Source organism: Pseudomonas sp. 14P_5.3_Bac1 (genome assembly GCF_025466135.1).
Taxonomy (GTDB): domain Bacteria; phylum Pseudomonadota; class Gammaproteobacteria; order Pseudomonadales; family Pseudomonadaceae; genus Aquipseudomonas.
In genome coordinates, this window is the sequence record NZ_JANLOF010000070.1 from 42,946 (window position 1) to 56,201 (window position 13,256).

12 protein-coding genes are annotated in these 13,256 nt (G+C 62.1%); 3 read left to right on the forward strand and 9 right to left on the reverse strand.

From position 1 onward, the window contains the following. Position 1 precedes the first annotated feature (1 nt). Genes NTD89_RS18575 through cpaB form a run of 5 tightly spaced genes read right to left on the reverse strand, consistent with a single transcriptional unit; the run spans position 2 to position 5,514 of the window. The gene (locus tag NTD89_RS18575; protein ID WP_262208958.1) at positions 2-883 is read right to left on the reverse strand and encodes a type II secretion system F family protein; all 882 of its coding nucleotides are present in this window, start codon (positions 881-883) and stop codon (positions 2-4) included. Between the two features lie 13 nt (positions 884-896). Further along, entirely contained in the window at positions 897-2,165 is a 1,269-nt protein-coding gene (locus NTD89_RS18580) for a CpaF family protein (RefSeq protein ID WP_262208959.1), read from the reverse strand. Next, on the reverse strand, positions 2,162-3,355 hold the full coding sequence (locus tag NTD89_RS18585) for a CpaE family protein (RefSeq protein WP_262208960.1): 1,194 nt from the start codon (positions 3,353-3,355) through the stop codon (positions 2,162-2,164). Before NTD89_RS18585 ends, NTD89_RS18580 begins: the two co-directional genes overlap by 4 nt. Continuing rightward, positions 3,352-4,572 carry a type II and III secretion system protein family protein gene (locus NTD89_RS18590; protein WP_262208962.1) on the reverse strand — a complete coding sequence of 407 codons (1,221 nt, stop codon included), beginning with the start codon at positions 4,570-4,572 and terminating at the stop codon, positions 3,352-3,354. Before NTD89_RS18590 ends, NTD89_RS18585 begins: the two co-directional genes overlap by 4 nt. Before the next feature lie 15 nt (positions 4,573-4,587). Then, a complete protein-coding gene (gene cpaB / locus NTD89_RS18595) occupies positions 4,588-5,514 on the reverse strand; it encodes a Flp pilus assembly protein CpaB (RefSeq protein ID WP_106577724.1) in 927 nt (308 codons plus the stop codon). Positions 5,515-5,847: 333 nt separating this feature from the next. Here cpaB and NTD89_RS18600 point away from each other — a divergent pair, with 333 nt between their 5' ends. From NTD89_RS18600 to NTD89_RS18610, 3 genes are read left to right on the forward strand one after another with little or no spacing between them, the layout of a single operon-like run. Beyond that, entirely contained in the window at positions 5,848-6,042 is a 195-nt protein-coding gene (locus NTD89_RS18600; RefSeq protein WP_119737765.1) for a Flp family type IVb pilin, read from the forward strand. Between the two features lie 54 nt (positions 6,043-6,096). Continuing rightward, positions 6,097-6,291, forward strand: a complete 195-nt coding sequence (locus tag NTD89_RS18605) for a Flp family type IVb pilin (RefSeq protein WP_145160347.1) — start codon at positions 6,097-6,099, stop codon at positions 6,289-6,291. A gap of 59 nt (positions 6,292-6,350) precedes the next feature. Next, a complete protein-coding gene (locus tag NTD89_RS18610; protein ID WP_145160348.1) occupies positions 6,351-6,758 on the forward strand; it encodes a response regulator in 408 nt (135 codons plus the stop codon). A 261-nt stretch (positions 6,759-7,019) separates the two neighbouring features. On the opposite strand, the gene NTD89_RS18615 is transcribed toward NTD89_RS18610, so the two are convergent. From NTD89_RS18615 to NTD89_RS18630, 4 genes are all read right to left on the reverse strand, one after another. Next, positions 7,020-8,702, reverse strand: coding sequence for a ShlB/FhaC/HecB family hemolysin secretion/activation protein (locus tag NTD89_RS18615; protein WP_262208965.1), 1,683 nt, complete (start codon positions 8,700-8,702; stop codon positions 7,020-7,022). 182 nt (positions 8,703-8,884) lie between these two features. Then, a complete protein-coding gene (locus tag NTD89_RS18620) occupies positions 8,885-10,666 on the reverse strand; it encodes a collagen-like triple helix repeat-containing protein (protein ID WP_262208966.1) in 1,782 nt (593 codons plus the stop codon). A gap of 291 nt (positions 10,667-10,957) precedes the next feature. Then, positions 10,958-11,806 carry a MaoC family dehydratase gene (locus tag NTD89_RS18625; RefSeq protein WP_262208968.1) on the reverse strand — a complete coding sequence of 283 codons (849 nt, stop codon included), beginning with the start codon at positions 11,804-11,806 and terminating at the stop codon, positions 10,958-10,960. Positions 11,807-11,808: 2 nt separating this feature from the next. Next, on the reverse strand, positions 11,809-13,161 hold the full coding sequence (locus NTD89_RS18630) for a 3-oxoacyl-ACP reductase (RefSeq protein ID WP_262208970.1): 1,353 nt from the start codon (positions 13,159-13,161) through the stop codon (positions 11,809-11,811). Between the last annotated feature and the right edge of the window lie 95 nt (positions 13,162-13,256).

A 13,256-nucleotide genomic window follows, 5' to 3' on the forward strand; every position in this document is an offset into this window, starting at 1 on the left:
CTCATACGCTCCGCAACATGCGCCACAGGGTGAAGCAGCCCAACAACTGCATCACCAGCGCCACGAACAACAGAATGCGCCCGGTGCCGTCGTTCCACATGGTCATCAGGTACGCGGGGTTCACCGCCAGGAAGTAGCCGATCATCGAGATCGGCAGGGCCGTGAGCACATAGGCCGTGACGCGTGTTTCGCCGGTCAAGGCGCGCAGCTGGCGGGCGGCTTGCTCACGTTCGCGGATCATCTTGATCAGGTTTTCCAACAGCTCGCTGGCGTTGCCGCCATAGCGGTGGTTGACCTTCAAACCCAGCGCGAACAGGCGAAACTCATCGCGTTCGTAAAATTCGGCAAAGTCGTGGGCCGACTCCGGCAGGCTCACGCCCAGCTGCACGTTGCGCCGGATACGGCCCATGGCGTGTTGCAGCGGGTCTTCGGTAATCTCGATGCCGCCCAGCACCGCGTCGGCCAGGGTACGCCCGGCCTTGAGGCTGCGCACGGTGTGGTCGAGCAATTGCGGCAGTTGTTCGATCATGCGCTTGATCCGCCGTTGATAGCGCCAGGCGATGTACAGGCGCAGTACCAGCAGCGGCGATACCACCATCACCAACAGACCGATCCAGCCGGCAACCAGCAGGCCCAGGACTGCGCCCAGCGCCCAGATCGCCAGCCACAGGCCGAGGTTGTCACTGGGTTTGCCCAGGCCTGCGCGCAGGAACATGCGCTCCACGCCGCTCCACTGGCCGTTCTCTTCGACGAGCTGCGGCTGGCCTTCGGCAAGGCGGCCGAGCACGCGCTCGGTCTGGGCGCGACGCAAACCGATCTGGAAGGAACGAATCGACAGGCCGATCAGAATCAGGCAGATGAGCAGCAGGATGGCCCCGGTCATGCTTGCGTCCCCTTCAAGGCAGTAACGATTCGCGGCGCAGTTTTTCACCGGCCGGGTTGACCGCCTCGCGCAGGAAGCCGAAGCCGGTGCGCCGGTCATGGCGGAACAGGGTGTTGGTCACGTACACGTCTTCACGGATGCCGACCACCTCGACCACTTCGCTGACGCAACGACGGCCGTCCGGCAGGCGGGTCAGTTGAATCACCACATCCAGCGCCGCACAGATCATTTGTCGCAGGGTTTTCTCCGCCACCACACGGCCGGTCAAACCCACCAGGGTTTCCAGGCGCAGCAAGGCATCGGCCGCGTTGTTGGCGTGTACGGTACTCATGGAACCATCGTGGCCGGTGTTCATGGCGGTCAGTACATCAAGCACTTCCACGCCGCGAATCTCACCCAGAATGATGCGGTCGGGGCGCATCCGCAGGGCGTTGCGGATCAGGTCGCTGGCTTTCACCTCACCATGGCCCTCGGCGTTCGGCGGTCGGGTTTCCAGGCGCACGACGTGAGGGTGACCCAGTTGCAGTTCGGCCACGTCTTCGATGGTGACGAGCCGCTCATGCGGGTTGATCAACTGACTGAGAATATTCAGCAGCGTGGTTTTACCGGTGCCGGTGCCGCCGCTGATCAGGATGTTGCAGCGCTTGCCCACCGCCTCCTGGAAGAAGTCGAAGATGTTCTGGTCGATGGTCTGCATGGCCACCAAATCGCTGCTCTTGAGCATGTCCTTGCGAAACTTTCGAATCGACAGGCACGGTCCGTCCAGGGCAATCGGCGGGATGATCGCATTGACCCGGCTGCCATCGGGCAGGCGCGCATCCACCATGGGCGACGACTCGTCCAGACGCCGGCCCAGAGGCGCGAGGATGCGCTGCATGACGCGCTCCACGTGGTGCGCGTCGATAAAGCGCAGGTCACTTTGATGCAGCACACCGTCCCGCTCGATAAACACCCGGTGGGGGCCGTTGACCAGGATTTCCGTCACCGACGGGTCGCGCAGCAGCACTTCCAGTGGGCCGAAACCGGTCAGTTCATCGACGATTTCTTCGGCCAGGCGCTCCATTTCATAGCGCGAGATCGCCAGGTGCATGCGGTTGATGTATTCGGCCACTTTGTCGATGACAAATTGCGCCAGCAGCGGGCGTGAGCCTTCCAGCAGATTCTTGCCCGACTCTTCGATGGCATCGATGATGTACCGATGCAGCACCAGCTTGAGCCCATCGTGGTCGGTGTTGCCACCGATGCCGCGAGCGGGGGCGCCGAAGAGTTTTTCGCCGTTCATTTGCCGGTGCCCAGCAGGCGGTCAAGCCAGTTTTGAGAAGGTTTTTTCATGCCTTCCGAGCGTTTTGCCAGGCGTTCGCCCAGGGTTTTCAGGCCAAGGGTCAGCGGTTCTCGCGGGGCCAGGGCGAACAAGGTTTGCCCCTGGTTTTTCGCATTCAGGCGTACCTCCGGGCTCAGTGGCAACACGGCAATTACCTCCAGCCCAAAGCTCTTTCCCAGCGCCTCGGAATCGGGTGCGCAGCTTTTGATATAGCGATCGACCAGCAGCTTGGCGTGCTCCAGTTTCATGCCTTTTTCGCGCCACTGGTTGAGTATCGCGAGGTTGCGACGGCAGTCGAGCACGCTTTGATCGGTGCACCACAACAGCTTGTCGCAGTGGCTGACAAAGGTGCGCAGCGCTTCGCTGTCCTGCTGGCCGGCGAGGTTGACCACGATGTGCTGGAAGTGTTGGCGCAGGGCGCTGAGCAGCATGTACAACTCGGCGGCGCTGGTCTGTTCCAGCGGCTCATCGTTGGGGGCGTAGGCCAGGATGCGCAGGCCGTCCTCGGCAGAGGTGAAGGCGCTGTTGATCAAGGTCGCGTCCAGCCGCCGCAGGTGGCGCAGGGCATCGCCAAAATTGAACGAGCTTTCCAGCCCCAGCAACGCCAGGCTGTCGCCGCGTGGCAGGCCCAGGTCCAGCAGCAGCGTTTGCTGGCCACTCTTTTGTACAACCAGCGCCAAGTGACCTGCGAGCAAGGCGCCGTCGGCATTGCTTTGAGTGCCGTACAGCACCGTGAGGCCGCCCAGTTGGGTGTTGGTGGTCACGGGCGGCAGGCGTTTACTCAGGCGGCGCACCAGCCCGGCCACTTCGCTTGAGCGTGAACCATAGGCGACAAAATCCCGCGCCCCGGCGCGCATCGCATTGAGCACCAACTGGTTGTCCATGCCGTCACCGAGGGCGACGATGGCCAGCATCGGCTTGGCTTCCAGCGCGCCTTCGATCAGCGCGCTCTGGGCCACCACATGCTCGCGGTCGAGGCCGATAAACACCAGGTTGGCGAAGGTCACATCGACCAGCGCCAGTAACTCGTCCAGCGTGCCGCTGCCGGCACTGACCACTTGGCCAAGCGGTGCCAGCGCGCCCTGCAGCCACTCAAGGTCAGTGGTGTTGCGGGTGATTGCCAGGAAAGTCTGGCTCAGGCTATCGCTCATTGTGATAACCCATTGTTGCGGTCGAAATTGCCGTTTTCCAGGAAGTACAGGCGGTACCAGTTCGGGTCGTAGTTGCGCAGGTTCTCGCCAGGCAACGACGGCAGTTGAGCGTTGGCGGCTAGCGGCTGAACCAGGTGCGGCGTGACGATCATCAGCAGCTCTTTGTCCTGGCGGTTGACCGAGGAATCGCGAAAGAACGCGCCCAGGATCGGGATGTCACCCAGGCCCGGAAACTTGCTGATGTTGGTGGTGTTGTTGCTGCTGATCAGGCCGCTGATCACGAAACTCTCGCCATCGGCCAGGGACACGCTGGTGTCGGTGCGGCGGATGGTCAGCGCCGGTACCTGGATGTTTTGAATGACCACGGCGTTGGTGTAGTCCAGCTCGCTGACTTCCGGTGCCACCTTGAGGGAAATCCGGTTGCGGTCGATGACGGTGGGGGTCAGGGTCAGGCGAATGCCGAACTCTTTGTACTCGATGGAGATGGTGTCACTGCCGCTGCTGGGCACCGGGATCGGGATCTCGCCACCGGCGAGGAAGGTCGCGCTTTGCCCGCTCATGGCCACCAGGCTTGGGCGTGCCAGGGTGTAGGCAAAACCGCTGCTTTCCAGGGCGTTGATCATCGCCGAGACACGCCCGCCGCCAAAGCCGATGTTGAACTGGTCAGCGCTCACCGGCAGCTTGAAGGTGCTGGACGTGGGAAATAACAGGTTGGGGCTGCCGAGGAAGAAGTTTTTGCCCATGCCCAGGATCTTGGTGCTGGCTTCCTTGAGTTTGGTGCGGCTGACCTCGACAAAGCGGATGTCGGTCTGCACTTGGCTGGGCAGCGAGGGGTCGTCCGCTGGCGCCAGTGACAGGCTGGTCAGCGCCGCTGTGGCTTTGCCTTTGACAAACACCATGCTCTGGCGCGGCGTGTTGGAGCAGGCGGTCCAGACCATCAGGCTGGTGGTGCCGGAGGCGATGCCGGTCAGCAGGAAGCCGCGATCGCCGTTGAGGTGCACGTCGGCGATTTTCGGGTCGCCGATGGCCAGGCGCGTGATCGCCACCGGTGACTGCAGCTCCTGTTGCAGGCCTTCGCCCACCGAAAGGGCTGCGGGTAATTGGCCCAAGCTACTGCAGTTGCCGGTGGCGGCCACGGCCCCGCCCGCCGACAGGTTCGACAGCAGCAGGGCACAGGCAATTTTCAGCGTGAACACCGGTGCGAAACGTCGGCTCATGCACAGCATCCTTGTTCAATCAGGCGTTTGTTGGGTGGCTTGGTTGCCGCGGATCACCTCCACACCGGTGCGGTGCGGAGCGCTCTGGGCGACTTTTTTCGGGGCTTGGGCAAAGGCCAGTTGCGTGAACTGGTAAAGGTCGCGATTAGCACTTTGCAGCTTGCCCGGTGCGTCGCTTTCGCCGGCCCAGTACTGGCTCAGCAAGCGTTCGTCGGCACTGCGCACGGCCAGGCGCAAAGTGCCGGCCTGGGAGGCAAGCATCAGCCGGCTCAGCAGTTGCTCGGGCACCGCCAGCACAACCGTGCGCGAGGGTGCACGGCGTTGGGCTTTTTCTTCGGCGGTCATCGCCGGCGGGGAGGCGGGAGTGCCGTCGTTGGTCAGGCCCATTTGGTCGCCGACGCTGAGCAAGCGCATGGCGGGGACGACCACTTGGGCCGATTGTTCGAGGTTGGCGGTGTCCTGGCGCAGGTAGAGCAACACGTCCACGTAGTCGCCGGGACTCAATTGGCCGGCGGCGCCGATCACTTCATCCACGGCCACCGCCAGGGCGCGTTCGTCAGGGCGAATCATGCGCGCCAGCGGCCCGCCGGGCGTGAAGCTTTCTTCGTTGAGCCAAGTGCCGGCCTGCAATGCGCGCCAGGGCGTGCGGCCAATGGCCTGGTCGACACTGGTCATGCTGCCAGCCGGCACGGTGCGCAGTTTTTCTACACTGAGATCGGCGGCATTCAGGGCGACAAAGGGCGGTACATCGTGGGCCAGTACGACCACTGGCTGGCGGGTCTGGTCTTCCACCACGGCGACGGCTTTTTCGACCGGCGCGGTCTGTGGCGGCGGTGGCGGCGCCGGGGCAGGTTCACGACTGAGCACTAATCCCCAATAACCGGCAAACAGTGCACCGACCAAAAGCACGCCGGCCAGTATCATACTCAGACGTGTGTTCACGACGGCTCTCCCTTTCCTGTTGCACCACAGCCCGTCTATCCGAACAGGCTAATCACGCAACCGGCTGCTATGAACAGCGGACTAACTATTTCGCTATTTGAAGGTAGTTCAGCTAGGACGAAATGCCATTACTGACAGAAAGATTTCTTCGCCCCGCCATAACTAGCCTTTTAAATCACGGATTTAAGGCGTCAGTAAGGCGACCTCTACTTTGTAATTAATCAGTTCTTACAGTTGTGAGCGCGTGGTTTGTTGACAATGCTCAGGTGGCACATCGCAATTACTGTGCAGGACACCGTGATAGGGCGCCTGGTCGCCAAAGGAGCAGTACAAATGATCCTTGATCTGTTGATTAAACTTCACGTTCAACTCCAGCTGCTTTTTCATCGCAAGGAAGGCGCCACGGCGATTGAATACCTCATTCTCGTGGCAATTGTGGCGTTGGTGATACTGGCAGCCGGTACTACGCTAGGACCGAAGATCACGACGTTCTTTGGCAAAATCCAGACCGCCATTACCACAACGTAAATAATGATTGTGCAAACCCTTGATAGGGCGTTAAGTCGCCAGAGGAGAAGTACGATGGTCCTTGATCTGTTGATGAAACTGCATGTTCAGCTTCAGTTGCTCTTGCGCAATAAAGAGGGGGCGACGGCGATTGAATACCTCATCCTCGTGGCCATTGTGGCGCTGGTGGTACTCGCCGCAGGCACGACACTGGGGCCTCAGATCACGACCTTCTTCGGTAAAATTCAGAGCGCCATTACCACGACGTAAGTCGCAGGCAGCATCTTGTGAGTACGCTCGTTATTGATCGGCTATGCCAGGTAGTGCCCATGAATGCTGCATCTGCACCTTTACGCCAACAGATCCTGTTGGTGGATGACGAAGAAGATGCCCTCGTAGAACTGGCGGAGTCGCTGGAGAACGAGGGCTTCGTTTGTTTTACCGCCACCTCCGTGACCTTCGCGCTGCAGGAGCTGACCCTCAACCCTGACATCGCGCTGGTCATCACCGACCTGCGCATGCCTGAAGAAAGCGGGATCTCGCTGATCAGGCGCCTGCGCGAACATACCGATCGCCAACACCTGCCGGTCATCGTGATGTCGGGCCATGCCGAGATGGATGACGTCAGCGACATGCTGCGCCTGCAGGTGCTGGACCTGTTTCGCAAACCCATCTATCTGGTGCGGTTGATCGATACCCTCAACAGCCTGTTTCCGCTGATCAAACACAAACTGTAGGCGCGGGCTTGCTGCGGCCAGAGGCCTGCCTGTGGCGAGCGTGCTTGTCTGTGGCGAGCGGGCTTGCCCCGCGTTGCGCTGCGAAGCAGCGCCAAAACCTGCCAACGCGGTTTTGACTGGGAAAATGCGGCGTCTGGGTCAGGGCCGCTTCGCGACCCAACGCGGGGCAAGCCCGCTCGCCACAGATAAGCCCCTGGCCAAGGACAAGTCTATTGGCCACGAACACGCCTACTGGCCACGCAGGCGGGCTACCGCAAACACTCAAAGTTGATAGCTGAAACTCAGCGTATACCGCGGCCGCCGGTTGAAGCTGTCCAGGGCGATGTCCGACATCGGCTTGGCGGCTTCAAGGGCGATGTTGTAGTACTTGTTGTCGCCAAAGCGCAGTCCCACAGCCGCCGACGACATGTCGTTACCTTTGACCGGCAGCTCGTTGAACCAGGTTTTGGCGCGGTCGAGCACCACGTAGGGTTGCAGGACCTTTACCCAATCGCCGGCACGGTTGAAGCTGTAGTTGACCTCATAGGCCACGCCCCAACCCTTGTCGCCCGAGGCTTGGTCGTCGGGATAGCCGCGGCCGAAATTCTGCCCGCCGAAGGTGGCGCGTTCACTGTCGGGCAAAGTGTCGTCGCTCCAGTAGAACGCCCCCGACAGCACGCCTTGCCAGTTATCGAAAAACTTGTCGCTTTGCACGCCGGACAGGCGCAGGCGGAAGAAGTCCAGGTCAGGCTTGGTGACTTCCAGGTCGCTGCGGGTAGTGGCCCCCAGACCATTGATGCCTTGGTACAGGCCGGCGCTGAGGATGCGTAATTGGCGAGTGTCGGCTTTGCGCCAGTCGGCCTCGAACGCCAGCGCGCGCAGATTGGTTTCGATGTCGAATCGGTTGGGGTAGCCCACCAGTTGATAGCGCGTGGTCTGGTCAACGGCATACAGGCGTGTACCCAGGGTCAAGGATTCGGCGGGTGAGGCAATCAGCGGGTGGCTGAGGCCGATGGTGTAGCGATCGATCTCCTGATGCGGCTTGAGTTCGAAGCCACCGTCCAGCTGTATGTTGCTATTGGGGTCGGCGCGGTAGCGCTCGGCGCCCAATACCAGCTGGCTGCCCTCAGCATTGATGAACTGGCTGTAGCCCACACGGTAGTAGTGTTCTTTATCGTCGCCCGGCGGGAACAGGCCGCTGACGTTGAGCTGCTCGCCCATGGACGTCTGGGAATTGCTGGTGGCGGTGAGCAGGGCTTGAGTGCCGCCACGGTTTTCGTCGACCAGGCTCATGCTGGTAGTAAACGGCTTGCGTGTGGCTTCGATTTTCATGTGCGTGGCGCCATCCGTGGTGCCCGGCGGTGGCACTTGCGCTTGCAGGGTTACGCCGGGGATACGGCCCATCAGGGTGGTATAGCGCTCGAACGTCTTGCGCGTGAGCGGCCGTTCAGCCAACAGTTTTTCTGCCAGTTTATCGACGTAGGCCGACACCGAGCCGATGTCGCCGCTTTGCTGATAATCCTTGATGTAACCCTCCACCAATACCACGCGCACCAGGCCGTTTTCGAAGGACTGTTGCGGCAGGAACGCGTAGGACAACAGGTAGCCGTCGTCCTGATAGCGACGGGTGATGCTGCGGGTGGCTTCGATCAGTTGCGCAAGGTTGGTCTCATGGCCAATCAGCGATGCGTAGGCCTTGGCCGTGTCCGTCAGCGGGTAGATCGTACCGCCCTCGATCTGCAGCTTGCGGATGGTGACTTTGGTGTCCATCTGCAGCGGCTGATTCTGGGTCGCAGGCGCTTGCGGCACCTGGGTTTGTGGTGTGACCGGTCGATAGGCATCGGCGGGAAGGTTGGGCACCGGCAGGGTGCGAATGGTGTCGTTGCTGTTAAGAAAGCTGGGAAGGGTCTCGGCCTGGACGTAGGCACTGAGGGTTAGCAATAACAACGGCGTCAACACGCGCATAGGACACTCCATGGTCAAACTGCAGCAGCGTTTCGGGCCCGCCGGTTTCTTGGACGCGGTGCGGGAGGGCGCGGCAGTCGTTAACGCCAGCCCATAAAAAAGACGAGAGACTTATAAGGGTCTCTCGTCTCAACCAAGCGTAGGCGCTGTAGGGGAGGCCGTCTAATCGGCCAGGTGCAATTCTATTTTTTGCCGGTCAGGCCGTTGAGCAAACCTCCCAGACCGCCGCTTGTGCCAGTGCTTGCACTGCCATTGGCCGAAGTGCTGGCGCCAGCGCCTACGGTCAGCCCACCGAGCAGACCACCACTGCCACTTGCGCCACTGGTGCCGCCGGTGACCAGGCCGCCCACTGCGCCTACGGTGTTGCCGACGGCCGTGACGGTGGTGCCTACAGCGTTAGTGATCGGGTTGGCATTGGCGGCGGTCAGGTTGGTGCCGATACCGCTGACTGCGCCGCCGACTTGAGTCACCAGGCCGTTGACGGGAGCGCCGACACCTGTGGTGGTGCCGATGTTTTGCGTCAAGGTGCTAACCCCGGTCGTTACAGGATTGAGCGCCGCGCCGACGTTAGTGGCCAAGCCAGCCACCGGTGCGGTGGCGGCGGTGTTGGCGACGCCGGTGCCGCCCAGTACGGTGCCGAGCGAGGCGACCGTGTTGCCCACTGCGCCACCGGTTACACCCGCTGCACTCACAGTGCCGTTGGTGTTGCCGGCATTCAGACCATTACCCACGTTGGCCACCAGGCCACCCACCAGCTCCGGCAAGCCAGGCGCCGCAGCGCCACTGGCTGGGGCGACATAACCACCCGACTTGTCGAGCACGCCACCGACGCCGGTCAGCGCACCGCCGACGATCGTGGTGACCGGGTTGCCGGTGCCGCCGGCGCTGGCAACCTGGCCGCCCAGGCCGGTGACCGTGGCGCCAACTTTATCCAGCACACCATTGACCGGGTTGCCCAGGCCCGTTGCCTTGCCGAGGTTGCCGGTGGTGTTTTCCACCAGGGACACCACCGGCACCAGTACTTTGCCGCCAACGGTGTTAGTCAGCGAACCCAATGGGCCCGTGGTACTGGACGTGCTGAGGGTGTCGCCGAGCATCGTGACCGCTTGACCGACGTTATTCACCAGACCCCCCGCCGCAGTGCCCACACCACCGGTCAGGCCGCCGACAACAGGGATGCCACCCAGTGTGGTGCCCAGGGATTTGCCAGCGCCTGAAACACCGGTGCCCAGGTCGGCAACGCCGTTGGCCACACCGGCAACCGTTTTGCCCAGGGAGTTGCTGTCAGTGCCCAGTGAGCCCAGACCGGTCGTTACACCGCTGCCGATGCTGGTCACCGCAGTACCGGCGGAGGTCACCAGGCCGCCGGCGGTGACGCCGACGATAGGAACGCCGTTCAGGGTCGAGCCAATTTCACCGACTGCTGAACCGACATTGCCCACCGTGGTGCCCAAGGTGCCAGCAATCTGGCCTGTTACCAGTGGGGTTGTAATCGAGCCGGTGCCACCACCAGTGCCACCGCCGGTGCCGCCTCCAGTGCCGCCGCCAGTACCACCGCCGGTTCCGCCTCCAGTGCCGCCTCCAGTGCCGCCGCCAGTACCACCACCCGTGCCACCGCCGGTGCCGCCACCCGTGCCACCGCCGGTTCCGCCATCAGTGCCACCGCCAGTTCCGCCGCCGGTGCCTCCACCCGTGCCACCGCCGGTGCCGCCATCTGTGCCGCCACCAGTACCGCCGCCGGTGCCTCCACCAGTGCCACCATCAGTACCGCCGCCAGTGCCGCCACCGGAGCCACCGCCTGTACCGCCTCCGGTACCTGTGCCGGCGCCTGCGTCAGGCGACGACGCGGCCACGCTGCTGTGATGTCCACCGCCACCGCTGCTGCAGCCACCGAGGCTCATCGCCATGATCAGGGCCAGCGCGGTACTTGCTTTCCATAGCACTACTTGAGTTTGAGTTTTCATGATTGAGTTCCCTTGCACCTGTACAACCGTGGTTGTTTCAAACGCTCGTTACTTCTAGGGATAGCGATACGTTTGTCCGTGGTGTTATCACAGACCCGGGCACTCTTTCTCGCAACGCTCAACTTGGTATTAACGATTTATATACGGGTCGCCCGACAGTGCTTAGCGACTAATGCCAAAGGTATAGAGAAGGGAGGTATATCTTTTATAAATCAAGGGATTGAATAAAAAAGCGGACCTTTAAAGGTCCGCTATAACTTAAGGTGTATATATACAATTAATCAGCGTTATTCAGGCAATCGGTTGCCACTTTCCTATCATGTGTTCAATGTTACCCGCGCCGGTTAACAGCAACTCACCGCTGGAACCTGGCGCACTGGCCAGCAACGTTACTTCACTGGGCAGGCGGACCGGTTTCTTGAACTCGACCACGATTTCAATATTGGCCGCAGGCAAGTGTTCACCCAGCGCCGCGAGGGTGCATGCCGTGTTCCATAGCCCATGCGCGATAGCCTGGGGAAAGCCGAATAACTTGGCGGTCAGGGCGCTCAAGTGGATCGGGTTGTAATCGCCTGACACCCGGGCATAGCGGCGGCCGATATCGGCGGGAGCTTTCCAGCGAGTCAGTTCGGTGACCTGCGTGGGGCTGGGCAACACGTCATTCACCGACTCGCCTTCGAGCTTCACGCCCCGGCAGAGCATCTGGCTTTCGGCTTCCCACAGCAGGCCAAGGGCGTCCTCGACGGTGGTGACCACTTCAAAGGTGGCACCCTTGGCGTGCGGCTTGAGGTTTTGCGCGTGCACGGCCACCGTCAACTCGCTGACCGCGCCCAATGGGCGATGGATGCGAATACGGTTGCTCAGGTGAATCAACCCCAGCAAAGGGAACGGAAAGTTGTTTGCGGTGAGCAATTGCATCTGCAAACCGAACGCCAGGATGTGCGGGTAAGTGGCCGGCAGAATGGGGCTGTCGGCAAAGCCGCAGACCTTGCGATAGGCCGCCACGGCCTTGGGATTGACGCTTACCCGGCAGCGCAGCCCCTGTTCGGGCAAGGTGCTGCCGGTGATCTTGCGCTTGAGCGCTGCACGCCAGTACAGCGGCGGCAGAAACGGGGTGGTGCCTAAGGTCTGCCAGTCCATGCTTATGCTCCCAACAGGCTTTGCCCACACACCCGCAGCGCTTGGCCGCTGACCGCTCCGGAACCCGGTTGGCCGAGCCAGGCCACTGCCTCGGCCACGTCCTGCGGCAAGCCGCCCTGGCCCAGTGAACTCATGCGCCGCCCGGCTTCGCGCAGGGCGAAGGGAATGTGCGCGGTCATCTGGGTTTCGATGAAGCCAGGCGCCACGGCATTGATGCTGATCCCGCGTTCGCTCAACAAGGGTGCCCAGGCCTGGGCCAGGCCGATCAGCCCGGCCTTGCTCGCGGCGTAGTTGGTTTGCCCGCGGTTGCCGGCGATGCCGCTGATGGACGCCAGCAGCACCACGCGCCCGTTGTCGTGCAGGGTGCCGCTGTCGAGCAGGGCCTTGGTCAGCACCTGCGGCGCGTTGAGGTTGACCGCCAGCACCGCGTCCCAGTATTCCGGGGTCATATTGGCCAGGGTTTTGTCGCGGGTGATGCCGGCGTTGTGCACCACGATGTCGATGCCGTCCGGCAGGTGTTCGATCAATTGCGTTGCCGCGTCTTCGGCGCAAATATCCAGCACCACGGTGCGGGCGCCCAGGCGTGCAGCGAGGGCGTCGAGATCGGCCTTGGCCTGCGGCACATCAAGCACGATCACCTCGGCGCCGTCGCGCGCCAGGGTTTCGGCGATCGAGGCGCCAATCCCACGCGCGGCACCGGTGACCAGCGCCTTGCGCCCGGCCAACGGGCGAGTCCAATCCTCGACCGGTGTGGCGCAGGCTTGCAGGCGGATCACCTGGCCAGAGATGTAGGCGCTTTTAGGCGACAGGAAAAACCGCAACGCGCCTTCCAACTGGTCCTCTGCACCTTCGCCCACATACAACAATTGCAACACGCCGCCGCTGCGCAGCTCCTTGGCCAGCGAACGGCTGAAACCCTCCAGGGCACGCTGTGCACTGGCGGCAAACGGATCGCTGAGGCTTTCCGGCGCTCGGCCAAGAATCACCAGGTGCGCGCTGTGGTCGAGATTTTTCAGCAGCGGCTGAAAGAATTCGCGCAGCTGCTTGAGCTGATCGGTGTGCTGCAGGTCGCTGGCGTCGAACACCACGGCCTTGAGCTTGGGGCCGTGTCCGGGAATCCAGGCTGGCGCGGACAGCGGTGCGGCACCGTAACTGTAAATAGCGTCCGTGAGTTTATTGGCAAACGGCAGCACCTTGGCCGCCAGTGCGCCGCCGCCCAGCAGCAGTGCGCCTTCCACCGGACGCAGGCGCCCGGCCTGCCAGCGTTCCAGGCGTACCGGTGACGGCAGGCCAATGGCGGCGACCAGGCGATGGCCGAGGCTTGAGTTGGCGAAGTCGATATAACGGTCAGACATGGAACGCTCTCCGAAGACTGGGGTTCAAAGGGTTGACCACCCCGGTGCGGCAGTCGTTCGATCAGCCTAGGCTAGGCTGGATGATTCCACCCACA

What these genes read in the sequence shown, in the direction of transcription:
- NTD89_RS18575 (WP_262208958.1), bottom strand. Translation starts at nt 883, where the DNA reads ATGACCGGGGCCATCCTGCTGCTCATCTGCCTGATTCTGATCGGCCTG.
- NTD89_RS18580 (WP_262208959.1), bottom strand. Translation starts at nt 2,165, where the DNA reads ATGAACGGCGAAAAACTCTTCGGCGCCCCCGCTCGCGGCATCGGTGGC.
- NTD89_RS18585 (WP_262208960.1), bottom strand. Translation starts at nt 3,355, where the DNA reads ATGAGCGATAGCCTGAGCCAGACTTTCCTGGCAATCACCCGCAACACC.
- NTD89_RS18590 (WP_262208962.1), bottom strand. Translation starts at nt 4,572, where the DNA reads ATGAGCCGACGTTTCGCACCGGTGTTCACGCTGAAAATTGCCTGTGCC.
- NTD89_RS18600 (WP_119737765.1), top strand. Translation starts at nt 5,848, where the DNA reads ATGATCCTTGATCTGTTGATTAAACTTCACGTTCAACTCCAGCTGCTT.
- NTD89_RS18605 (WP_145160347.1), top strand. Translation starts at nt 6,097, where the DNA reads ATGGTCCTTGATCTGTTGATGAAACTGCATGTTCAGCTTCAGTTGCTC.
- NTD89_RS18610 (WP_145160348.1), top strand. Translation starts at nt 6,351, where the DNA reads ATGAATGCTGCATCTGCACCTTTACGCCAACAGATCCTGTTGGTGGAT.
- NTD89_RS18615 (WP_262208965.1), bottom strand. Translation starts at nt 8,702, where the DNA reads ATGCGCGTGTTGACGCCGTTGTTATTGCTAACCCTCAGTGCCTACGTC.
- NTD89_RS18620 (WP_262208966.1), bottom strand. Translation starts at nt 10,666, where the DNA reads ATGAAAACTCAAACTCAAGTAGTGCTATGGAAAGCAAGTACCGCGCTG.
- NTD89_RS18625 (WP_262208968.1), bottom strand. Translation starts at nt 11,806, where the DNA reads ATGGACTGGCAGACCTTAGGCACCACCCCGTTTCTGCCGCCGCTGTAC.
- NTD89_RS18630 (WP_262208970.1), bottom strand. Translation starts at nt 13,161, where the DNA reads ATGTCTGACCGTTATATCGACTTCGCCAACTCAAGCCTCGGCCATCGC.